Here is a 22,663-nt window from a genome sequence, read left to right on the forward strand (position 1 = left end):
ATCAAGATGAAATACCGCCTGGGCGACGCCCGTGTCGAAACCCATCCGCAGAGCTGGGTCGCCCCCAACGCTGTGCTGGTGGGCAAGGTCAGACTGGAGGAGGGCGCCAACGTCTGGTTCAACGCCGTGTTGCGCGGCGACAACGAATTGATCCTGATCGGCAAGAACAGCAATGTGCAGGACGGCACGGTGATGCACACCGACATGGGCTATCCGCTGACCATTGGCACCGGCGTGACCATCGGCCACAACGCCATGCTCCACGGCTGCACGGTCGGCGACTACAGCCTGATCGGCATCAACGCGGTCATCCTCAACGGCGCAAAGATCGGCAAGAACTGCATCATCGGCGCCAATTCGCTGATCGGCGAAGGCAAGGAAATTCCTGACGGTTCGCTGGTGATGGGCTCGCCGGGCAAGGTGGTGCGTGAACTGACCGAGCCGCAGAAAAAAATGCTCGAAGCCAGTGCCGCGCACTATGTGCATAACGCCCAGCGCTATGCGCGCGATCTGATCGAGCAGGAAGAATGACAGCCCCCGAAAGACCCGTCGCCTCGCCGTGTGTGAGCATTTGCGCGCTGGATGAAGACGACATTTGCACCGGTTGCCAGCGCACGGTCGAGGAGATCACTCGCTGGAGCCGCATGACCAATGATGAACGCCGGGTTGTGCTAGGCCTGTGTCATGAGCGGGCGAAAGCCAGTGGCCTGGTCTGGATGATCGGCAAAACGCCAGGGCAATAGCCGATTTGATTGGCGTCATCGAAGGGCTGAAGTAACCTGTGCGCCAAATTGACAGGTCACGCCCATGATTTTCCTCATCGCTTACATCAGCAGCGTCGTGCTGATCAACTTCGCCTTCTCCTCCGCGCCGCACCTGGACATCATCTGGTCGGCCTGGGGCGGGCTGGTGTTCGTGCTGCGTGACATGGTGCAGACCCGTTTCGGTCATGGCGCGATCGTGGCGATGCTGGCGGCGCTGGTGCTGTCCTATGTCACGTCAGATCCGTCGATTGCGCTGGCCAGCGCCACGGCGTTCGCGGTCTCCGAGTGCATCGACTGGCTGGTGTTCACCCTCACCAGGCGCCCGTTGCGCGATCGGTTGTGGATCAGTTCGGCGCTGAGCATTCCCCTCGATACCTTCATCTTCTTCGGCATGATCGACCTGCTGACGCCGCCGGTGCTTATAACTGCGCTGGCCTCGAAGTTCGCCGGCGTCACTGCGGTCTGGATGATCATGGCCTGGCGCGAACGCAAACAGGCTGTCGCCGGCTGAAGCCAAACCCTCAGGTTCATGTAAAATGCCGCGCTTTCTCCCCATGGAAAGCGCGTCTGGCGTTGCTTTCCTCGATGATCCGCTTCTTTGAGGACCTGAGATGACCCGTATCGGAACTCCATTGTCGCCGACCGCGACCCGCGTATTGCTGTGTGGCTGTGGTGAGTTGGGCAAGGAAGTGGTGATCGAACTGCAACGCCTGGGCGTTGAAGTGATCGCCGTTGATCGCTACGCCAATGCGCCGGCCATGCAGGTTGCCCATCGCAGCCACGTGATCAATATGCTAGACGGCGCCGCCCTGCGGGCCGTGATCGAAGCCGAGAAACCGCACTTCATCGTGCCGGAAATCGAAGCCATCGCCACCGCCACGCTGGTCGAACTGGAAGCCGAAGGCTTCACCGTGATCCCGACCGCTCGCGCCGCTCAACTGACCATGAACCGCGAAGGCATCCGTCGTCTGGCTGCCGAAGAGCTGGACCTGCCGACCTCGCCTTATCACTTCGCCGACACCTTCGAGGACTACAGCAAGGCTGTTCAGGACCTCGGCTTCCCGTGTGTCGTCAAACCGGTGATGAGTTCGTCGGGCAAAGGTCAGAGCCTGCTGCGCAGCGCCGATGACGTGCAGAAAGCCTGGGACTATGCCCAAGAGGGCGGTCGTGCCGGCAAAGGTCGGGTGATCATTGAAGGCTTCATCGATTTCGATTATGAGATCACTCTGCTGACCGTGCGCCATGTTGGCGGCACTACCTTCTGTGCGCCGGTCGGCCACCGTCAGGAGAAGGGCGACTATCAGGAGTCCTGGCAGCCACAGGCCATGAGCTCGGTGGCGCTGGCCGAATCCGAGCGTGTTGCCAAAGCGGTGACCGAAGCGTTGGGCGGTCGTGGCCTGTTCGGTGTCGAGCTGTTCATCAAAGGCGATCAGGTGTGGTTCAGCGAAGTGTCGCCTCGCCCGCACGATACCGGTCTGGTGACGCTGATTTCCCAGGATCTTTCGCAGTTCGCGCTGCACGCCCGAGCCATCCTCGGATTGCCGGTGCCGCTGATCCGTCAGTTCGGTCCATCGGCTTCGGCGGTGATTCTTGTGGAAGGCCAGTCGACCCAGACTGCTTTCGCCAACCTCGGTGCTGCACTGAGCGAACCGGATACCGCGCTGCGTCTGTTCGGCAAGCCTGAAGTCAACGGCCAGCGCCGCATGGGCGTGGCACTGGCCCGCGACGAGTCGATTGAAGCGGCTCGCGCCAAGGCGACCCGTGCTTCCCAGGCTGTTGTTGTAGAGCTGTAATCCCGCCATCTGATCGCTCCCGCCTATGCGGGAGCGATCAGGGCCCTTACGACACCTGATTCAAATCGTTATTGCGCGTCTCCTTCAGGCACAGCACAGCGATCAAGCTGAGCACCGCCGCCCCCGACACATACCCGCCGACGTAACTCAAACCACCCATCGCCACCAGTTTCTGCGCGAAGAACGGCGCCGCCGAGGCCCCGACAATCCCGCCGAGGTTGTAGGCTGCCGATGCGCCGGTATACCGCACGTGTGTCGGGAACAGTTCCGGCAGCAGAGCGCCCATCGGGGCGAATGTCACGCCCATCAGAAACAGTTCGATGCACAGGAACAGCGCTACGCCCCAGGTCGATCCCTGTGTCAGCAACGGCTCCATCAGAAATCCGGAAAGAATCGCCAGCACACCGCCGACGATCAGCACCGGCTTGCGCCCGTAACGGTCACTGGCCCACGCTGACAGCGGCGTCGCGGCCGCCATGAACAGCACCGCGAAACACAGCAGTCCGAGGAAAGTCTCGCGGCTGTAACCCAGTGTGGATACGCCATAGCTCAGGGAAAACACGGTCGAGATGTAAAACAGCGCGTAGCACACCACCATGGCGGCGGCGCCCAGCAGCGTCGGTGCCCAGTATTGGCTGAACAGCTCGACCAGCGGCACTTTCACCCGCTCCTGGCGGGCGATGGCGTTGGCGAACACAGGGGTCTCGTGAAGCTTGAGACGCACATACAAGCCGACCATCACCAGCACCGCACTGAGCAGGAACGGAATCCGCCAGCCCCAGCTGCGGAATTGATCGTCGCTCAGGCTCATGGCCAAAGTCAGGAACAGACCGTTGGCGGCCAGAAAGCCAATCGACGGGCCAAGTTGCGGGAACATGCCGAACCACGCCCGTTTGCTTTTCGGGGCGTTTTCGGTCGCCAGCAGCGCCGCGCCACCCCATTCGCCACCCAATCCCAGACCCTGGCCGAAGCGCAGCACGCAGAGCAGGATCGGCGCCCAGGCCCCGATGCTGTCATAGCCCGGCAGCACGCCGATTAGCGTGGTGCAGACACCCATCAGCAGCAGCGAAGCGACCAAAGTCGATTTGCGCCCGATCCGGTCACCGAAGTGGCCGAACAGCGCCGAGCCCAACGGTCGGGCGAGGAAGGCGATACCGAAGGTCAGGAATGCCGAGAGCATCTGCGCCGTGCCGGAGGTCTGCGGGAAAAATACCGGCCCGATCACCAGCGCAGCGGCGGTGGCATAAACGTAGAAATCGTAGAACTCGATGGCCGTGCCGATGAAACTCGCCGTGGCCACGCGGGTGGCGGAGTTGGTCGGTTGGGCAGGCGTGGTGTCGCTGTAAGCGGTACTGGTCGTCATGCGGTGATCCCTGACAGTCATGAGCTCCGTTGGAGCGAATTATTATGGTCGAACACCCAGGGATGTGGGATGAGGCGCGATCGCTGCTTCAGGTAGGAACAGTCGTCGGTGTGATGCGGATATTGCCGATGAACCGGCCGGAACCAGTCGGGTGCAGGGTAAGCACGCAGTTCGGCGGGGCTTGGGTAAGCTCCGCGATTATAGGAAGGTGGCTAACGATTGAACAAGGGGCTTTCTAGCGGGCAGCGGCCAGTGTCGGGGCCAAGGAGGTGTGCCAGATCAGGACCTTGCTCACCCGGTTCTCTTCGGTTTCGAGAATCTCCAGCCGATAGCGGCCGATCTTCAGGCACACCGCGCTTTCCGGGATGGTTTCCAGCGCTTCGGTCACCAGGCCATTGAGGGTCCGGGGGCCGTCGCTGGGCAGGTGCCAGCCCAGGCATTTGTTCAGTTCGCGGATCGACGCCGCGCCATCGATCACCATCCGGCCATCGGCTTGCGGGTGGATGTGCGGGTTGTCGAGGCTGTGCTCGCTTTCGAATTCGCCGACGATTTCTTCGAGAATGTCTTCCAGGGTGACGATCCCCAGCACCTCGCCATATTCGTCCACCACCATGCCCAGACGCCGCTGCTGCTTGTGGAAGTTCAGCAGTTGCAGTTGCAGCGGGGTGCTTTCAGGGACGAAATACGGCTCGTAACTGGCCGCCAGCAGCGCTTCGCGGGTCAGGCTGCCGTTGTCGAGCAGGTGACGAATCTGCCGGGTATTGAGCACCGCTTCGACCTGATTGATATCGCTGTGGAAGACCGGCAGGCGAGTGCGCCGGTTCTTGCGCAATTGTTCGGTGATTTCTTCGATCGGATCGTCGAGGTTGATGCCGTCGACATCGCTGCGTGGCACCAGAATGTCGTTGACCGTGATGTTGTCCAGCGCATGGATGCCTGAAACCGGATGCGGGCGCACCGGATGCTCCGGGTCGTCATGACGCTCCGCCGGCATATCGTCTTCGCTCTGTTGCACCACCTGGGCCTTGCGGATGAACGGTCGCATCAGCAATCCACTGACGCGGCTGAGCAGCCAGGCAAGCGGGTAAACGACCTTCAGCGGTACGGCCAGCAGCGTATTGCCGAACGACAACACCGCATCCGGATACCGCTGGGCGAGGGCGCGGGGGAAATAGTCGGCAAAAACCAGCAGCAGGGCGCCGGCGCCGAGGCAAGCCGCCCAGGGGCCGTTTTCTTCACAGAGAAAGATTGCCAGCAGCGTGGCCAGAATGACGGCGAGGGCGCGGCACAGGGTATTGCAGAGGATCAGGCTGTCGAGCGGGAAGCTGAGTTTCGCCAGGGGCTTGTCGCTGGCGCGGGATGCGGTGCGTTGCGCCAGCAGGTGCTGTTGCGCCGCTTCGACGGCGGTAAACAGCCCAGACCAGAGAATCAGCAGGACAAATACCGCGAGCATCGGCCCTATGGGCAAACCGTCCATTTATGCCGCCCGTCAGATGTGCAGGATGTATTCACGAACCAGTTTGCTGCCGAAATACGCGAGCATCAGCAGGCAGAAACCGGCGAGGGTCCAGCGGATTGCCTTGTGGCCGCGCCAGCCAAGGCGGTTACGCCCCCACAGCAGGACGCTGAACACGATCCAGGCCAGGCAGGCCAACAGGGTTTTATGCACCAGGTGCTGGGCAAACAGGTTCTCGACGAACAGCCAGCCGGAGATCAGCGACAGCGACAGCAGCGTCCAGCCGGCCCAGAGGAAACCGAACAGCAGGCTTTCCATGGTTTGCAGTGGCGGGAAGTTCTTGATCAGTCCGGACGGATGCTTGTGCTTGAGCTGGTGATCCTGCACCAGCAGCAACAAGGCCTGGAACACCGCGATGGTGAACATGCCGTAGGCGAGGATCGACAGCAGGATGTGCGCGAGAATGCCCGGTTCTTCATCGATGACCTGCACCGTGCCGGTCGGTGCGAACTGCGCCAGCAGCACTGTGATCGCACCCAGCGGGAACAACAGCACCAGCAGGTTTTCCACCGGGATCCGCGAGCAGGCCAGCAGGGTCAGGGCGATGACGGCCGCAGCAATCAGGCTTGAGGCGCTGAAGAAGTCCAGGCCCAGGCCGATCGGCGTCAATAAATGGGTGAGCAGGCTGGCACTGTGGGCCAGCACGGCGAGGACGCCGAGCGAGACCAGCAGGCGCTTGTTGGCCTTGGCGCCAGTGGCCAGGCGGGTGCCCTGATAGAGGGTCGCAGCGGCGTAGAGAAGGGCGGCGGCGAGGGTGGTCAGCAAACTCGGTGACAAGGGGAGCATAAATCCTGTTAGGCAAGCCCGAAAGGGGCTGAGTTTGGCATAGAACCGCCGTTGCACGAAAGACCGGCAAGCTGACAGCGAGGTGTCCGCCAGCTGCAGTCTTCGCTATAATCCGCGACCTGCCCACGCCGCAGGCTCGCCGAGCACATGTTGATTCCGGTCTGGGCCGCCATTATCCCGGTCTACACAGGGCCTGAAAGGATCGCGCAATGTTTGAAAACTTAACCGACCGTCTCTCGCAGACGCTGCGCCATGTCACCGGCAAGGCGAAGCTGACCGAGGACAACATCAAAGATACCCTGCGCGAAGTGCGCATGGCGTTGCTCGAGGCCGACGTCGCCCTGCCGGTGGTCAAGGACTTCGTCAATTCGGTCAGGGAACGCGCTGTCGGCACCGAGGTGTCGCGCAGCCTGACCCCGGGTCAGGCGTTCGTGAAGATCGTTCAGGCCGAACTCGAAAGCCTGATGGGTGCGGCCAACGAAGATTTGAACCTGAGCGCCGTGCCGCCCGCCGTCATTTTGATGGCCGGTCTGCAGGGTGCCGGTAAAACCACCACCGCCGGCAAACTCGCGCGCTTCCTTAAAGAGCGCAAGAAGAAGTCGGTCATGGTCGTGTCGGCGGACATCTACCGTCCGGCGGCGATCAAGCAGCTGGAAACCCTGGCCAACGACATTGGCGTGACGTTCTTCCCGTCCGACCTGAGCCAGAAGCCGGTCGACATCGCCAACGCGGCTATTAAAGAAGCCAAACTGAAATTCATCGACGTGGTCATCGTCGACACCGCCGGTCGTCTGCACATCGACGAAGAGATGATGGGCGAGATCAAGGCGCTGCACGCCGCGATCAACCCGGTCGAAACCCTGTTCGTGGTCGACGCCATGACCGGTCAGGACGCGGCCAATACGGCCAAGGCCTTCGGTGATGCGCTGCCGCTGACCGGCGTAATCCTGACCAAGGTCGACGGTGATGCCCGTGGTGGTGCCGCGCTGTCCGTTCGCGCGATCACCGGCAAGCCGATCAAGTTCATCGGTATGGGCGAGAAGAGCGAAGCGCTCGATCCGTTCCACCCCGAGCGGATTGCTTCGCGGATCCTCGGCATGGGCGACGTGCTCAGCCTGATCGAACAGGCTGAAGCGACCCTCGACAAGGAAAAGGCCGACAAACTGGCCAAGAAGCTGAAGAAGGGCAAGGGCTTCGACCTCGAAGACTTCCGCGATCAGCTGCAACAAATGAAGAACATGGGCGGCCTTGGCGGGCTCATGGACAAACTGCCGAGCATCGGCGGCGTCAATCTCTCGCAAATGGGTAACGCCCAGAACGCCGCAGAGAAGCAGTTCAAACAGATGGAAGCCATCATCAACTCCATGACCCCGGCCGAGCGCCGCGACCCTGAGCTGATCAGCGGTTCGCGCAAGCGCCGGATCGCCATGGGTTCCGGCACCCAGGTGCAGGACATCGGTCGCTTGATCAAGCAGCACAAGCAGATGCAGAAAATGATGAAGAAATTCTCCGCCAAGGGCGGAATGGCGAAAATGATGCGCGGCATGGGCGGAATGTTGCCCGGCGGCGGCATGCCGAAAATGTAAAGAATCCGCGCCGGTCGTCGCACCGGCGCAGACCCTGCAAGGACGCAGGATCAACAGCAAACCCGCACTCGGCGGGAGCTGACTGGCCGTTTTCATCGACGGCTCTATCGCAAATCTGCACGGCCTGCCACAGGCGCCGGAAAAAGTCATTTGCAAAAGTCCGGATATTCCTTAGAATATGCGGCCTTTCGGGCACCCATGCCCGCTGTGCATTTAGATTTGCAGCACCGACTACAGGAACGATGTTCACATGCTAACAATCCGTCTTGCCCTTGGCGGCTCCAAAAAGCGCCCGTTTTACCACCTGACCGTAACCGACTCCCGCAACCCGCGTGACGGTTCCCACAAAGAACAGGTTGGCTTCTTCAACCCTGTTGCCCGTGGTCAGGAAATCCGTCTGTCCGTGAACCAAGAGCGCGTTGCCTACTGGCTGAGCGTTGGTGCACAGCCTTCTGAGCGTGTTGCTCAGTTGCTGAAGGAATCTGCCAAGGCTGCAGCCTGAGCAGTATGAGCGCGACGCCAGAAAAAGCTGATGACCTGATCGTTGTCGGCAAGATTTTTTCGGTTCACGGCGTTCGCGGCGAGGTGAAGGTCTTTTCCTTTACCGATCCGATTGAAAACCTGTTGGGCTATCGCAACTGGACGCTTCGGCGCGAAGGCGTGGTGAAACAGGTCGAGCTGGTCAGCGGCCGATCCACTCAAAAGGATCTGGTTGTCAAGCTCAAAGGCCTCGACGATCGCGATGAAGCCCGTCTTCTGAGCGGTTACGAGATTTGCATCCCGCGAAGCCTTTTGCCCGACCTGACTGCCGACGAGTACTACTGGTACCAGTTGGAAGGTCTGAGCGTCATCAACCAGGACGAACAATTGTTCGGCAAGGTTGATCACCTGTTGGAGACCGGCGCGAACGATGTATTGGTGGTCAAGCCCTGCGTTGGCAGCCTGGATGATCGCGAGCGGTTGTTGCCCTATACGGAGCAATGCGTGCTGGCAATCGACCTGGAAGCAGGCGTGATGAGGGTGGAATGGGACGCGGACTTCTAAGCAATGGCCAGCCTGCGCGTAGACGTCATTACGCTGTTCCCCGAGATGTTCTCGGCCATCAGTGAGTACGGCATTACCAGTCGTGCGGTCAAACAGGGGCTCTTGCAGCTGACCTGTTGGAATCCGCGGGATTACACGACGGATCGGCATCACACTGTGGACGATCGCCCGTTTGGCGGTGGTCCGGGCATGGTGATGAAGATCAAACCCCTGGAAGATGCTCTGGTTCAGGCCAAGGCAGCAGCCGGGGAGGCGGCGAAGGTGATTTACCTGTCCCCCCAAGGCCGTCAACTGACTCAGTCGGCGGTACGCGAACTGGCGAAATCGGATGCATTGATCCTGATTGCCGGTCGCTATGAAGGCATTGACGAGCGTTTTATTGAGGCTCATGTCGATGAAGAGTGGTCGATTGGTGACTATGTGTTGTCTGGCGGCGAGCTGCCGGCCATGGTCATGATCGATGCGGTTACACGACTGCTGCCCGGAGCTTTAGGGCATGCGGATTCCGCTGAGGAAGATTCCTTTACGGATGGTCTGCTGGATTGCCCGCACTACACCCGACCTGAGGTGTATGCGGATCAGCGTGTTCCCGACGTGTTGCTGAGTGGCAATCACGCGCATATCCGGCGTTGGCGTTTACAGCAGTCCCTTGGTAGGACCTATGAACGACGCGCCGATCTTCTGGAAAGCCGCTCGCTTTCTGGAGAAGAGAAGAAGCTGCTCGAGGAATACATCCGCGAGCGGGACGATAGTTAACAACGTATCGATGGTAGATCAGACGATTTACCTTAGGAGCACAGCATGACCAACAAAATCATCCTTGCACTCGAAGCAGAGCAGATGACCAAAGAAATCCCTACCTTTGCCCCGGGCGACACCATCGTCGTTCAGGTGAAAGTGAAGGAAGGCGATCGTTCCCGTCTGCAAGCGTTCGAAGGCGTTGTCATCGCCAAGCGTAACCGCGGCGTGAACAGTGCGTTCACCGTACGTAAAATCTCCAACGGTGTTGGCGTAGAACGTACTTTCCAGACCTACTCCCCGCAGATCGACAGCATGGCTGTTAAACGTCGCGGTGACGTACGTAAAGCCAAGCTGTACTACCTGCGCGACCTGTCGGGTAAAGCAGCTCGCATCAAGGAAAAACTGGCTTAAGTCCAGCTTCCGATGCAGAAAAAAGCAGCCTACGGGCTGCTTTTTTGTTGCCCGCAATTTATCCACAGCATTCCGTTTCAGGCCTGACCCATGACCGCTCGCGAGCAAGAAATCGAACGCCGCACCGAGCTCTCGGTGACCCGCGTGACCAAGGCGGTATTCCCGCCGACCACCAACCACCACAACACGCTCTTCGGCGGCACTGCGCTGGCCTGGATGGACGAAGTGTCCTTCATCACCGCCACCCGGTTCTGCCGTTTGCCGTTGGTGACGGTGTCGACCGATCGCATCGACTTCAATCACGCGATCCCGGCAGGCTCCATCGTCGAACTGGTCGGGCGAGTGATTAAGGTCGGCAACACCAGTCTCAAGGTCGAGGTGGAGGTGTTCGTTGAAAGCATGAGCTGCGACGGCCGTGAGAAAGCCATTCACGGGCAGTTCAGCTTTGTTGCGATCGATGATGACAAGCGTCCGGTGCCCGTGCTGCCGGGTTTTGCTGCTTGACCTGAAATCGCATCGCGGCTATCGCTGGCAAGCCAGCTCCGACAGTGTCTGTGTCGAGCATGAAGATTGTGCACGACATGAAACCTGTGGGGCTTGCCCGCGATTCCATTTATTCGGCGGCGTTGGGCTCAGGCTGAATCAGCGCCAGCAACGTCCACCCCGGTCCCGGCTTCAACACGGTTTCCGGCGAGACCACATGCACCCAGCCACTGTCGTCGCGCATGAACAGCAGCGTCGCGCGGTTGCCATGCAGCGCACGGTAATCGTCCCAGCCAAACCCGTCCGTGAGCGTCGTGCTGTACAGATCGGCACCCTGACTCAGTTGGCTGGCGAATCTGGCGTAAGTCAGCGCCTCGCTCCCCAATTGATTGCCGCGATGTTCGAGGCTGGCGCGGTGTTTGTCGCTGCGACGGCTTTCCTGACCGCTGGCCAGTCCGAACAGGCGTTGATGACCAAAGTCATGTCGAAAGCGCATGGCGGCCAGCGTGTTGAGTTCGCCCGACGGTGACAGCGCCAGCAAATGCCCCAGTCCAACCAGGTCCAGGTGCGCATCGGCATGCTGCGAGGCCGGATTGCCGAAGTAAGTCGGCAAGCCATCCATGCGCGCGAGCCGGATATTTTCCCAGCTTGAATCCGTCAGCAGCACGCGGCTGCCCAGCTGTTGCAGCGCCTTGCCGAGCAGGCGCGCCGGCCCGTTCGCCCCGACGATCAGGAAACCGCTGGGTGCAGGCTCCGCAACCTTCAAAAGGCGTGCCAGTGGTCGGGCAGTCGCACTTTGCAGCACGACGGTGCCGATGATCACCGCGAAAGTGAGCGGCACCAGTAACAGCGCGCCTTCATGGCCCGCTGCATCCAGGCGAATCGCAAAGATCGCCGAAACCGCCGCCGCGACGATCCCGCGCGGGGCAATCCAGCACAACAATGCACGTTCACGCCAACTCAAGCTGGAGCCCGCAGTACTCAGCACCACGTTCAGCGGTCGGGCGATCAGCTGAATCACCAGCAGCAGAATCAGTACCAGCGGCCCGAGACCGATCAGCGCGTCAAGATCCAGTCGCGCCGCCAGCAGGATGAACAGCCCGGAAATCAGCAGTACGCTGAGGTTTTCCTTGAAGTGCAGGATGTGCCGCACATCCACCCCCTTCATGTTCGCCAGCCACATACCCATCAGCGTCACCGCCAGCAGACCGGATTCGTGCACGGCCTGGTTGGCGGCGATGAATATCCCCAGCACCGCGGCCAGCGACGCGAGGTTGTGCAGGTATTCCGGCAGCCACTGACGACGGATGATCGTGCCCAGCAGCCAGCCGCCGGCCACTCCGAACAGACTTCCGCACAGAATCACTCCGCCGAAGGTCAGCAGGCTTTGCTTGAGACCGTGGCCCTCGGCGCTGGCGATGATGAAGCTGTAGACCACCACCGCGAGCAACGCGCCGATCGGGTCGATCACAATCCCTTCCCAGCGCAGGATGTTGGCGATCGAAGCCTTCGGCCGCACCACGCGCAGCATCGGCACGATCACGGTCGGCCCGGTGACCAGGGTCAGGCTGCCGAACAGGATGGCGAGCAGCCAGTCGAAGCCCAGCAGCCAGTGGGTCGCGACTGCAATCACAACCCAGGTCGAGAGTGCGCCGACTGTGACCAGCCGATGCACAACGCTGCCGATCTCGCGCCATTCCGACAGGTGCAGGGTCAGGCTGCCTTCAAACAGAATCAGTGCCACCGCCAGCGACACCAATGGCATCAACAGCGGGCCGAACATTTCCTGCGGATCGAGCCAGCCCAGCACAGGGCCGGCCAGAATGCCGGTCAGCAGCAGAAACAGAATCGCCGGCAGCTTCAGGCGCCAGGCGAGCCATTGGCAGCCCAGCGCAGCAGCGCCGATACCGCCGAAAGCCAACAGAATTTGCTGCTCGTTCATTGAGGCTCCCTGTTCCTTGAAATAGCGGGCTATGAAAGACTAGCGGCCTTTTCAACCGTTCACTCTTTATTTGCGCGCAGTGCCAAACCTGCGTGTCTTGAGCGCCCATGCCTGCCATCGACCACCCACTGATCGACCAGTTTCTCGACGCCCTCTGGCTGGAAAAAGGTCTCTCCGACAACACTCGCAACGCCTACCGCAGTGATCTCGCGCTGTTCAACGGCTGGTTGCAGGAGCAAGGTCTCGAACTGATCAATGCCGGTCGCGAACTGATCCTCGATCACCTGGCCTGGCGTCTGGAACAGAACTACAAACCGCGCTCTACCGCGCGATTTCTCTCCGGCGTACGTGGCTTTTATCGCTACCTGCTGCGGGAAAAACTGATTTCGGTTGATCCGACTTTGCGTGTTGATATGCCCCAGCTCGGTCGGCCGTTGCCCAAATCCCTGTCGGAAGCCGACGTTGAAGCGCTGCTCAAGGCGCCGGATCTGAGCGAAGCCATCGGCCAGCGCGACCGCGCCATGCTCGAAGTGCTTTATGCCTGTGGTCTTCGCGTCACCGAGCTGATCAGCCTGACCCTGGAACAGGTCAACCTGCGTCAGGGCGTATTGCGGGTGATGGGCAAGGGCAGCAAGGAGCGGCTGGTACCGATGGGGGAGGAAGCGATTGTCTGGGTCGAGCGCTACCTGCGCGACGGTCGCAGCGAGTTGCTGGGCGGGCGTCCCAGCGATGTGTTGTTCCCCAGCCAGCGCGGCGAGCAGATGACTCGCCAGACCTTCTGGCACCGTATCAAACATCAGGCCAAGGTCGCCGGGATCGGCAAGTCGCTGTCGCCGCACACCTTGCGTCACGCGTTTGCCACACACCTGCTCAACCATGGCGCCGACTTGCGGGTAGTGCAGATGCTGTTGGGCCACAGCGACCTGTCGACCACGCAGATCTACACTCACGTCGCCCGGGCGCGTTTGCAGGATCTGCATGCCAAGCATCACCCGCGCGGCTGAGCGCATTCTGTCTTGCGACAGGCGCATTCGGCCACGCCAGCCTTATGTGGTAGGCTTTGCCGGTTTGCACGATGGGCGGTTATGACCCGGTGTTCCGGCACGGGCGTTCTGATCGTTCCATTTGTCCGCCTTCAGGAGTTCTCATGCGTCTGACCCAGATTTTCGCCGCCGCAGCCATTGCGTTGGTCAGCACCTTTGCCGTCGCCGATGACGCGGCCGACAAAGCGATTCGCCAAAGCCTGGAAAACCTCCAGCTCGATGTGCCGGTGGACACCATCACCGCCAGCCCGCTGCCGGGCCTGTACGAAGTCAAGCTCAAGGGCAGCCGCGTGCTCTACGCCAGCGCCGACGGCCAGTACATCGTTCAGGGCTACATGTTCCAGCTCAAGGATGGCAAACCGGTCAACCTGACCGAGAAGACCGAGCGCCTGGGTATTTCCAAACTGATCAATGCGATCCCGGTGGCCGAGACCGTGGTTTACCCGGCCGTGGGCGAAACCAAGTCGCACATCACCGTGTTCACCGACACCACTTGCCCGTACTGCCACAAGCTGCACGCCGAAGTGCCCGAGCTGAACAAGCGCGGCATCGAAGTGCGCTACGTGGCGTTCCCGCGCCAAGGCCTCGGCTCGCCGGGTGACGAACAGCTGCAAGCCGTGTGGTGCTCGAAAGACAAGAAAGCCGCCATGGACAAAATGGTCGATGGCAAGGAAATCAAGGCCGCCAAGTGCGATAACCCGGTTTCCAAACAGTTCGCCCTCGGTCAGTCGATCGGCGTGAACGGCACACCGGCCATCGTTTTGGCCGATGGACAAGTCATTCCGGGCTACCAGCCTGCGCCACAAGTCGCCAAACTGGCGCTGGGCGCGAAGTAATTCGCATCGTCACGTTCAGGCGTTGACGAGCGTGGTCCGGCGGCTGGATTGCCGGGCCATCAACAGAGAGCCGCGAACCTGCGGTTGTTTTCACGGCCGGCCTCGTGTCGGCCGTTTTATGGGGAGTTCACAGTGAAACCGGTCAAAGTAGGCATCTGTGGGTTAGGGACCGTCGGTGGCGGAACCTTCAACGTACTTCAGCGCAACGCCGAGGAAATTGCTCGTCGTGCCGGGCGTGGAATCGAAGTGGCACAAATTGCCATGCGCACGCCAAAGCCTCAGTTCCAGACGACCGGTATTGCGATTACCAACGATGTCTTCGAAGTGGCCACGAACCCTGAGATCGACATCGTCATAGAGCTGATGGGCGGCTACACCGTTGCCCGCGAGCTGGTACTCAAGGCCATCGAGAATGGCAAGCATGTGGTCACCGCGAACAAGGCTCTGATTGCCGTTCACGGTAATGAAATCTTCGCCAAGGCACGCGAGAAAGGCGTGATCGTGGCATTCGAAGCGGCGGTAGCCGGCGGCATTCCGGTGATCAAGGCGATCCGTGAAGGCCTGTCCGCCAACCGTATCAACTGGGTCGCCGGGATCATCAACGGCACCGGCAACTTCATCCTCACCGAAATGCGCGAGAAGGGTCGCACCTTCGAAGACGTGCTGGCCGAGGCCCAAGCACTGGGCTATGCCGAAGCCGATCCGACCTTCGACGTCGAAGGCATCGATGCCGCGCACAAGCTGACCATCCTGGCATCGATCGCATTCGGTATTCCGCTGCAGTTCGACAAGGCTTACACCGAAGGCATCACCCAGCTGACCACCGCCGACGTGAACTACGCCGAAGCGCTGGGCTACCGCATCAAGCACCTGGGCGTGGCACGCAGCACCGCCGCCGGTATCGAGCTGCGCGTACATCCGACGCTGATCCCGGCCGATCGTCTGATCGCCAACGTCAACGGCGTGATGAACGCGGTGATGGTCAACGGCGACGCGGCTGGTTCGACTCTGTTCTACGGTGCCGGCGCCGGCATGGAGCCAACCGCTTCGTCGGTCATCGCGGATCTGGTGGATGTGGTTCGCGCCATGACCTCCGATCCGGAAAATCGCGTGCCGCACCTGGCCTTCCAGCCGGACTCGCTGTCGGCCCACCCGATCCTGCCGATCGAAGCCTGCGAAAGCGCCTACTACCTGCGCATTCAGGCCAAGGATCATCCGGGCGTACTCGCTCAGGTGGCGAGCATCCTCTCGGAGCGCGGCATCAACATCGAGTCGATCATGCAGAAGGAAGTCGAGGAGCACGACGGCCTGGTGCCGATGATCCTGCTGACCCACCGTGTGCTGGAACAGCACATCAACGATGCGATCGCCGCCCTTGAAGCGCTGGCGGGCGTGGTCGGTCCGGTTGTGCGGATCCGCGTCGAGCACTTGAACTAAGCCGATCTCCTTCACCGGTCCCGCCAGTGGGGCCGGTGTCGTGAACACTGTCCATTGGAGTCAGTCATGCGTTACATCAGTACCCGCGGCCAGGCACCGGCCCTGAATTTCGAAGACGTCCTGCTGGCCGGTCTCGCGACCGACGGCGGTCTGTATGTCCCGGAAAACCTGCCACGCTTCACCCAGGAAGAGATCGCTTCCTGGGCCGGCCTGCCGTATCACGAGCTGGCCTTCCGCGTCATGCGCCCGTTCGTCACCGGCAGCATTCCGGATGCCGATTTCAAAAAGATTCTTGAAGAAACCTACGGTGTGTTCGCCCACAACGCCGTTGCGCCGCTGCGTCAGCTGAACGGCAACGAATGGGTGCTGGAGCTGTTTCACGGCCCGACCCTGGCGTTCAAGGACTTCGCCCTGCAACTGCTCGGCCGTTTGCTCGACTACGTGCTGGAAAAGCGCGGCGAGCGCGTGGTGATCGTCGGCGCCACCTCCGGTGACACCGGTTCGGCGGCCATCGAAGGCTGCAAGCACTGTGAAAACGTCGACATCTTCATCCTGCACCCGCACAACCGTGTGTCAGAGGTTCAGCGTCGGCAGATGACCACCATCCTCGGTGAGAACATCCACAACATCGCCATCGAAGGCAACTTCGATGACTGCCAGGAAATGGTCAAGGCCAGCTTCGCCGACCAGAGTTTCCTCAAGGGCACCCGTCTGGTTGCAGTGAACTCGATCAACTGGGCGCGGATCATGGCCCAGATCGTTTACTACTTCCACGCGGCCCTGCAATTGGGTGGTCCGGCGCGTTCAGTGTCGTTCTCGGTGCCGACCGGCAACTTCGGCGACATCTTCGCCGGCTACCTGGCGCGCAACATGGGCCTGCCGATCAACCAGTTGATCGTCGCCACCAACCGCAACGACATCCTGCACCGCTTCATGAGCGGCAACCAGTACGTCAAGGAAACCCTGCACGCCACGCTGTCGCCGTCGATGGACATCATGGTGTCTTCGAACTTCGAACGCCTGCTGTTCGACCTGCACGGTCGCAATGGCGCGGCAATTGCCGGGCTGATGGACTCGTTCAAACAGGGCGGCGGCTTCAGCGTCGAACAGGAACGCTGGACCGAAGCGCGCAAACTGTTCGACTCGCTGGCCGTGGACGATGCGCAAACCTGCGAAACCATCGCCGAGGTCTTTGAACAGACCGGTGAAGTGCTGGATCCGCACACCGCCATCGGCGTCAAAGCTGCACGCGAATGCCGTCGCAGCCTGGATATCCCGATGGTGATTCTCGGTACGGCGCATCCGGTCAAGTTCCCGGACGCGGTGGAGAAAGCCGGCGTAGGAAAAGCTCTCGAACTACCTGCACATCTTTCTGATTTGTTTGAGAGAGAAGAGCGCTGCACCGTTCTGCCAAACGAGCTGAAAGCCGTGCAGGCCTTTGTCAGTCAGCATGGCAACCGCGGCAAGCCTCTTTAAGCCCGCAAAGCTGTCACATTTTGAAGCCCGTCTCCTGACGGGCTTTCTTGTTTTTGCATGCCACACTGCGCGCGTTTCGCCCACGAAGGACGGGCGAGTCGATGACGAAGGATGTGGCAATGCGGTTTTTTTCAGGATTGAGAGCAGCTCTGTGCTGGTTGTTTTTATTGGGGGGCTTCGAAGTGTCGCCGTTGACCGAAGCCGCCCATCTGGCGAAGCATTCCGAAGAGGGGAGGAGCGTTCAGCCCATCGAGCTGGATGAAAATGAGCGTCAGTGGATTCGGGACAATCCCCGGGTGACGGTCGCATCGGTGCAATACCCGTTGTATCTGTTTCAGGACGAACATGGTCAGTGGAGCGGCTTGAACAACGATGTGCTCACGCACATCAGCGCCATGACCGGCTTGCAGTTCGTCCATCAGGAGTCGTTTTCCACCGATCACATGCTGGAGCGGCTCCAGAGTGGCGTGGCCGACATCAGCACGACGTTGGCAATGAATGACGAGCGCAAGGCATTCCTGGACTTCAGTCACGCGTTCGGCGGTGCCGGCTGGGTATTCGTCGGGCATTCGGGCGAGCCGGCGATACAGTCGCTCGAAACGCTGGCCAGCCGGGTGTTGGTTCTGCCGGCCAGGCATGCGCTGGAGGACAGTATTCGACGCGACTACCCCTCGATCCAGATCCGCTCGGTCAAGACCTATGCCGAGGCTCGGGCGCTGGTCGAAAGTGGGGAGGCCTACGCCACTATCGAAAACGAGATCGGCGCTCAGCTGTTTCCCTCCGGCCTGCTCAAGGTCGGTGGTCTCGTGGAGGGCAAGTGGGAGGCCGATCATCTGGCGGTACGCAAAGGCCTGCCCGAGCTTGTGAGCATCCTCAACAAGGCGCTGGGCGCTTTCTCGGCGGCCGAACTGCGTGCCATGCGCCTGAAATGGCTGGATGGCATTTCTCCTGCTCCGGAACCCTCGATCAGCTCGCTCCTGATCAAGTGGGGGTGCTGGGCGATGGGCGGGCTCGGCGTGTTCGGGCTATTGCCCTTGCTGTGGAACCGTCGATTGGCGGCCGAAGTCAAACAGCGGCGTGCGGCCGAAAAGGATCTGGGTGATCAACTGGCCTTTCAACATGCTCTGATCGATGCGATGCCCGACCCCGTATTCGTTCGCGATCTGCAGGGGCGGTTGATCATGTGCAACCGCAGTTATGAAGATGCACTGTCGGTTCGGCTGGAGCAGGTCCAGGGCCGGATGCTGTTCGAGATCGATGCGCTTCCACAGGCCACGGCATTGATGCTGCATGAGGAATTCATGGCGCAGCTGGGCACTCGTAAAACACGTTTCAGCAAACGGCAGTTGGTGTTCAAGAGCGGTCCCCGTCAGATCTATCAGTGGACAGTGCCGTTTTACAGTGCCGATGGAAAACTGCGTGGCCTGCTTGGAGGGTGGACGGACATCACCGAGCGGCGGAAGGAGAGTGGGTGTCAATGTCTGCATTGAAGATGGGAAAAGTCCTATAAACCGCGATTCCTTTTCTGATGGGAGGCTTAGGACGACTGCCCTAGAGTGACAGACCACTGCGGCGTGAATCCGCGATTGTCGCTCCAGAGGTCGTCCCATGCGCTCGCTCAAGATTCTGATTCTAGAACCCAATCCGTTCCAGCTGATGGCGTTGCACCAGATGCTCAACGCCATCGGTATCTACGATGTTCTGACCGCACCGTCGCTGGGCTCGGCAAAGCGCTCACTGGAACGTCGCGGAGCCGTCGACATTACCCTGTGCAATCCACAATTGCAGAACGGTGACGGGTTGGCGCTGATCCGGCATCTGGCCGACCGACAGCAAGCGCGGGCGATGATTCTGTTGGGGGCCGTGGCACCCAGCCTGCTGGACGATCTGGAAACCTTGCTGGGCGCTCACCGGATCACCTTGCTGGGCCGGCTGCACACGCCGGTCTCGGCGGTGTTGATGAGGGCGCTGCTGGATGCCTACATGGCCCTCCCCAGGCATTCCGTCGACGCCTGAGCCGCCACGGTTGTTTTTCTGTCATCTTCCCCATGCATGCTCCGATAGCCGGTGACGCTCCGGGAGAGGCCGGCGACAAGCAGAACTTTCCTCTCGGGCCGGTGGTCATTTACTGTGAACACGCCCCAGACACTGTGTTTTCGGACTATTGAGTGGAGATCGAGATGGAAAGTATCAGTCTATTGCTCGGTGAGGCTCTGAGCCCGTATCAGGTGACGTTGACCCCTCGTGGTCGCCACGGCGAATGCCTAGTGACCTTGAAGAACGGCAGCGGCGCGATCGTGGTGGAGCGCGAATTCAATCAGGCGCAATTGAGCGACAAGCGCCAGCTGACGGATGTGGTTGACGGCCTGCACCGTGACATCCTGATTGCCGAAGGCCGGCTGGAACCCTGTGTGATCGCCGCGTTGCGAAACGCAGCGCTCGATAAGCACCCGGCCCTTTGAAACTGATTTTTCATTTGTGGGAACCTTCCTGCACCTGGATCAGTCAGACCCCGTAACAGCAGGATCAAGCATTGTGCTCCGGTGCTTGTCGCTTGCTGCTACGGGTCTTTGATACAGACCACGTTTAACCCTGAGTCGTCTCCCCACTTCTCGGGGTTTCTTTTTGCCCGGATTTCACTGCGTGGCTTGTTGCTGAAAGAAAATTCGCGCCTGTTCCAGATAATCCGGACGCCTCTCGGGGTCGAGCCAGTCGGCATAGAGCTGGTTCAGATGGTCGTGGGGCAGGGTGCGCAACAGCTGATTGATCTCAGTGATCGCCTGTCGACCCGCCGTGGTATCGGTGCAGCCGACATGGCCCGACAGGTACCTGCCCGTGCCGCGAATCGGGAAGAACAGCAACTCCTCCTCGGCGATCTCGGCCTGCTGCGCCTGATAACGGATTTCCGGCCAGTAACCCAGCACCACCTGTAAACGCCCCAGGCGCTGCATCGACAGCAGGCTGCTGAGCGCATCGTTGCCGTAATGCGGCGTCAGCGCGCCGCTCGGTGCCTGATGCAGCAATGTATCGATGTACTCGCCGTAACTGCGTTCTGCGACCACGCCGACTTTTCGCTCGCCGTTGGCCAGATAGGCCGACAGGTCGACTTCGCCCTCGATCAGAAACGGCTCCAGCACCTCGCGATCTCTCCGACGTACCACCAGACCATTGCTGACCGCACGAAACGCGGGGATGGAGAACGCGATCCATTGCGCCCGTTCCTTGTTCCGGATCAGCGACGGATCGCAGGCGAAGGGATGTTCATGCAACATTTGATTGCCGCGGGCGCGATTGACCCGCATCAGGGTGTGTTCGTATTGCGGCATGCCGGCAATCAGCATCGGCATCAATTGATCGATTACGCCCTGGCCCTTTTTCGGGCCTTCGAAGATCGTCAGCGGCGGCAGGTCGCGCAGCAGCCAGATCAACGTCGGTTTGGCCTGTACCCACGCTGGCACTACCAGCAGGAATAACAGGCCAAACAACCGCCAGGTCCACCAATGGTGGGCGCGGTTCGAGGCCGAGGGCGGCAGGCGCTTCAGCTCAGATGGCTCCGTCTTCGCGCAACCGGGCGATCTGCTTCTCGTCGTAGCCAAGATCGTGGAGTACCTGCGCATTGTGTTCACCGAGCTGCGGTCCGACCCATTCGGACGTGCCGGGTGTCTCAGAGAGTTTCGGCACAATGCCCGGCATCTTGAAGGGCTTGCCGTCCGGCAGCTTGGCGTGGAGGAACATTTCCCGGGCCAGATACTGCGGATCGTTGAACATGTCTTCGGCGCTGAAGATCCGGCTGGCCGGCACTTCGGCCTGATTCAGCAGATCCAGCACGGTTTGCAGCGGCAGCGAATTGACCCAGCGGTCGATCACGCCGTACAGCTCGTCGCGGCGGCTGTCGCGCCCGTCATTGCTGGCCAGTGTCGGATCGTTCGCCAGATCTTCGCGGCCGATGATCAGCATGAAGCGCTTGAAGATCGCATCGCCATTGGCGCCGATCTGCACATGTTTGCCGTCGGCGCTGGTATGGATCGACGACGGTGTGATGCCCGGCATGATGTTGCCGGTGCGCTCACGAATGAAGCCGAACACATCGAACTCCGGCACCATGCTTTCCATCATGGCGAAGATCGCTTCGTAGAGCGCCACATCAACCACTTGACCGACGCCACCGTTGACCTCGCGATGACGCAGGGCCATCAATGCGCCAATCACGCCCCACAGGGCGGCAATCGAATCGCCGATGGAAATTCCGGTGCGCACCGGCGGGCGGTCTTCGAAACCGGTGATATAGCGCAGGCCGCCCATGGATTCGCCGACCGCACCGAAACCTGGTTGATCCTTCATCGGCCCGGTCTGGCCGAAGCCGGACAGGCGCACCATTACCAGTTTCGGGTTCAGTGCGTGCAGGGTTTCCCAGCTCAGGCCGAGTTTTTCCAGGACGCCGGGGCGAAAGTTCTCGATCAGGATGTCGGCTTCACCCAGCAGTTTTTTCAGGATCGCCAGGCCATCGGGGTGTTTCAGGTTCAGCGTCAGGGACTTTTTGTTGCGTGCCTGGACGAACCACCACAGTGATGTGCCTTCGTACAACTTGCGCCATTTGCGCAACGGATCACCGCCGTCCGGCGACTCGATCTTGATCACTTCGGCGCCGAACTCGCCGCAAATGCGCGAGGCAAACGGCCCGGCAATCAAAGTACCCAATTCAATGACTTTCAGACCGCTGAGCGGTTTGTTGGCGAACGGCATGCGAGATCCTGTAGGACAAGGCTGAGCAGATACAGCGTTTTAACATAGCCGGCTGTCAGTCGCGCAAGGTTGATCGCCATCAATTCGTGGATTGCCTACAGCATCGGTTAGACTTGCCGACTTTCCTCGTATCAAGAAGCCCGTTCATGGCCCAGCCGTCCACTACCTACAAATTCGAACTGAACCTCACCGACCTCGACCGCAGCGTCTACGAGAACGTGAAGCAGACCATCGCCCGCCACCCTTCGGAAACCGAAGAACGCATGACCGTGCGTCTGCTGGCCTACGCGCTCTGGTACAACGAGCAACTGTCGTTCGGTCGTGGTCTGTCGGACGTGGATGAACCTGCTTTGTGGGAAAAGAGCCTGGATGATCGTGTCCTGCACTGGATTGAAGTCGGCCAGCCGGACGCCGATCGCCTGACCTGGTGCTCGCGCCGCACCGAACGCACCAGCCTGCTGGCCTACGGCAGCCTGCGCGTCTGGGAAGGCAAAGTGATTCCGGCGATCAAAAACCTGAAGAACGTCAACATTGCCGCTGTCCCGCAGGAAGTGCTGGAAACCCTGGCCAAGGACATGCCTCGCGTTATCAAGTGGGACGTGATGATCAGCGAAGGCACGATCTTCGTCACCGACGACCGTGGCCAGCACGAAGTCCAGCTCAGCTGGCTGCAAGGCGAGCGCGGTTAAGTCCGCGTTA

At 60.5% G+C, this 22,663-nt stretch carries 24 protein-coding genes; 18 read left to right on the forward strand and 6 right to left on the reverse strand.

The window, feature by feature from the left end:
* The first annotated feature begins 6 nt into the window (after positions 1-6).
* From L6D81_RS05855 to purT, 4 genes are all read left to right on the forward strand, one after another.
* On the forward strand, positions 7-531 hold the full coding sequence (locus L6D81_RS05855; protein WP_236178262.1) for a gamma carbonic anhydrase family protein: 525 nt from the start codon (positions 7-9) through the stop codon (positions 529-531).
* The gene (locus L6D81_RS05860) at positions 528-743 is read left to right on the forward strand and encodes a DUF1289 domain-containing protein (RefSeq protein WP_236178263.1); all 216 of its coding nucleotides are present in this window, start codon (positions 528-530) and stop codon (positions 741-743) included. The genes L6D81_RS05855 and L6D81_RS05860 overlap by 4 nt, the downstream gene beginning before the upstream one ends.
* 64 nt (positions 744-807) lie before the next feature.
* Entirely contained in the window at positions 808-1,275 is a 468-nt protein-coding gene (locus tag L6D81_RS05865; RefSeq protein WP_236178264.1) for a preQ0 transporter, read from the forward strand.
* 100 nt (positions 1,276-1,375) lie between these two features.
* A complete protein-coding gene (purT, locus tag L6D81_RS05870) occupies positions 1,376-2,557 on the forward strand; it encodes a formate-dependent phosphoribosylglycinamide formyltransferase (protein WP_236178265.1) in 1,182 nt (393 codons plus the stop codon).
* A 46-nt stretch (positions 2,558-2,603) separates the two neighbouring features.
* On the opposite strand, the gene L6D81_RS05875 is transcribed toward purT, so the two are convergent.
* From L6D81_RS05875 to L6D81_RS05885, 3 genes are all read right to left on the reverse strand, one after another.
* A complete protein-coding gene (locus L6D81_RS05875; protein WP_236178266.1) occupies positions 2,604-3,920 on the reverse strand; it encodes an MFS transporter in 1,317 nt (438 codons plus the stop codon).
* Between the two features lie 235 nt (positions 3,921-4,155).
* Positions 4,156-5,397 carry a transporter associated domain-containing protein gene (locus L6D81_RS05880; RefSeq protein WP_236178267.1) on the reverse strand — a complete coding sequence of 414 codons (1,242 nt, stop codon included), beginning with the start codon at positions 5,395-5,397 and terminating at the stop codon, positions 4,156-4,158.
* A 12-nt stretch (positions 5,398-5,409) separates the two neighbouring features.
* Positions 5,410-6,222 carry a cytochrome C assembly family protein gene (locus tag L6D81_RS05885; protein WP_007954625.1) on the reverse strand — a complete coding sequence of 271 codons (813 nt, stop codon included), beginning with the start codon at positions 6,220-6,222 and terminating at the stop codon, positions 5,410-5,412.
* 209 nt (positions 6,223-6,431) lie between these two features.
* On the opposite strand from L6D81_RS05885, the gene ffh reads away from it, so the two are divergent.
* The 6 genes from ffh to L6D81_RS05915 all read left to right on the forward strand — a co-directional run bounded on the left by ffh (position 6,432) and on the right by L6D81_RS05915 (position 10,508).
* Positions 6,432-7,808 carry a signal recognition particle protein gene (gene ffh, locus L6D81_RS05890; protein WP_236178268.1) on the forward strand — a complete coding sequence of 459 codons (1,377 nt, stop codon included), beginning with the start codon at positions 6,432-6,434 and terminating at the stop codon, positions 7,806-7,808.
* A gap of 250 nt (positions 7,809-8,058) precedes the next feature.
* Positions 8,059-8,310: a 30S ribosomal protein S16 gene (rpsP, locus tag L6D81_RS05895; RefSeq protein ID WP_003185073.1), complete on the forward strand. Its 252-nt coding sequence runs from the start codon at positions 8,059-8,061 to the stop codon at positions 8,308-8,310.
* A gap of 5 nt (positions 8,311-8,315) precedes the next feature.
* On the forward strand, positions 8,316-8,852 hold the full coding sequence (gene rimM, locus L6D81_RS05900; RefSeq protein WP_011332613.1) for a ribosome maturation factor RimM: 537 nt from the start codon (positions 8,316-8,318) through the stop codon (positions 8,850-8,852).
* 3 nt (positions 8,853-8,855) lie between these two features.
* On the forward strand, positions 8,856-9,608 hold the full coding sequence (gene trmD / locus L6D81_RS05905; protein WP_003221981.1) for a tRNA (guanosine(37)-N1)-methyltransferase TrmD: 753 nt from the start codon (positions 8,856-8,858) through the stop codon (positions 9,606-9,608).
* 45 nt (positions 9,609-9,653) lie between these two features.
* Entirely contained in the window at positions 9,654-10,004 is a 351-nt protein-coding gene (gene rplS, locus L6D81_RS05910) for a 50S ribosomal protein L19 (RefSeq protein ID WP_003175895.1), read from the forward strand.
* A 90-nt stretch (positions 10,005-10,094) separates the two neighbouring features.
* Complete coding sequence (locus tag L6D81_RS05915) at positions 10,095-10,508, forward strand: acyl-CoA thioesterase (RefSeq protein WP_236178269.1); 414 nt, start codon at positions 10,095-10,097, stop codon at positions 10,506-10,508.
* Positions 10,509-10,617: 109 nt separating this feature from the next.
* Here the strand turns inward: L6D81_RS05915 and L6D81_RS05920 are convergent, their stop codons facing one another.
* Entirely contained in the window at positions 10,618-12,429 is a 1,812-nt protein-coding gene (locus tag L6D81_RS05920; protein ID WP_236178270.1) for a cation:proton antiporter, read from the reverse strand.
* Positions 12,430-12,536: 107 nt separating this feature from the next.
* Between L6D81_RS05920 and xerD the strand changes: the two genes are divergently transcribed.
* The 7 genes from xerD to L6D81_RS05955 all read left to right on the forward strand — a co-directional run bounded on the left by xerD (position 12,537) and on the right by L6D81_RS05955 (position 19,683).
* Complete coding sequence (gene xerD / locus L6D81_RS05925) at positions 12,537-13,433, forward strand: site-specific tyrosine recombinase XerD (protein WP_236178271.1); 897 nt, start codon at positions 12,537-12,539, stop codon at positions 13,431-13,433.
* 143 nt (positions 13,434-13,576) lie between these two features.
* Positions 13,577-14,308: a bifunctional protein-disulfide isomerase/oxidoreductase DsbC gene (dsbC, locus tag L6D81_RS05930; RefSeq protein WP_236178272.1), complete on the forward strand. Its 732-nt coding sequence runs from the start codon at positions 13,577-13,579 to the stop codon at positions 14,306-14,308.
* 132 nt (positions 14,309-14,440) lie between these two features.
* Entirely contained in the window at positions 14,441-15,745 is a 1,305-nt protein-coding gene (locus tag L6D81_RS05935; RefSeq protein ID WP_236178273.1) for a homoserine dehydrogenase, read from the forward strand.
* Positions 15,746-15,811: 66 nt separating this feature from the next.
* Complete coding sequence (gene thrC / locus L6D81_RS05940; RefSeq protein ID WP_236178274.1) at positions 15,812-17,221, forward strand: threonine synthase; 1,410 nt, start codon at positions 15,812-15,814, stop codon at positions 17,219-17,221.
* Positions 17,222-17,340: 119 nt separating this feature from the next.
* On the forward strand, positions 17,341-18,711 hold the full coding sequence (locus L6D81_RS05945; RefSeq protein ID WP_236178420.1) for a transporter substrate-binding domain-containing protein: 1,371 nt from the start codon (positions 17,341-17,343) through the stop codon (positions 18,709-18,711).
* 118 nt (positions 18,712-18,829) lie between these two features.
* On the forward strand, positions 18,830-19,237 hold the full coding sequence (locus L6D81_RS05950; protein ID WP_236178275.1) for a response regulator: 408 nt from the start codon (positions 18,830-18,832) through the stop codon (positions 19,235-19,237).
* A 164-nt stretch (positions 19,238-19,401) separates the two neighbouring features.
* The gene (locus tag L6D81_RS05955; RefSeq protein WP_064382409.1) at positions 19,402-19,683 is read left to right on the forward strand and encodes a DUF3509 domain-containing protein; all 282 of its coding nucleotides are present in this window, start codon (positions 19,402-19,404) and stop codon (positions 19,681-19,683) included.
* Between the two features lie 174 nt (positions 19,684-19,857).
* Here L6D81_RS05955 and L6D81_RS05960 read toward each other — a convergent pair whose 3' ends face one another.
* A complete protein-coding gene (locus tag L6D81_RS05960) occupies positions 19,858-20,838 on the reverse strand; it encodes a TIGR02285 family protein (RefSeq protein ID WP_236178276.1) in 981 nt (326 codons plus the stop codon).
* Positions 20,765-21,964, reverse strand: coding sequence for a CaiB/BaiF CoA transferase family protein (locus L6D81_RS05965; RefSeq protein ID WP_236178277.1), 1,200 nt, complete (start codon positions 21,962-21,964; stop codon positions 20,765-20,767). The genes L6D81_RS05960 and L6D81_RS05965 overlap by 74 nt, the downstream gene beginning before the upstream one ends.
* Before the next feature lie 146 nt (positions 21,965-22,110).
* Between L6D81_RS05965 and L6D81_RS05970 the strand changes: the two genes are divergently transcribed.
* Complete coding sequence (locus L6D81_RS05970; protein WP_064593644.1) at positions 22,111-22,653, forward strand: YaeQ family protein; 543 nt, start codon at positions 22,111-22,113, stop codon at positions 22,651-22,653.
* The last annotated feature ends 10 nt before the right edge of the window (positions 22,654-22,663 follow it).

Origin of the sequence: Pseudomonas sputi, assembly GCF_021603585.1 — a bacterium.
Lineage (GTDB): Bacteria > Pseudomonadota > Gammaproteobacteria > Pseudomonadales > Pseudomonadaceae > Aquipseudomonas > Aquipseudomonas sputi.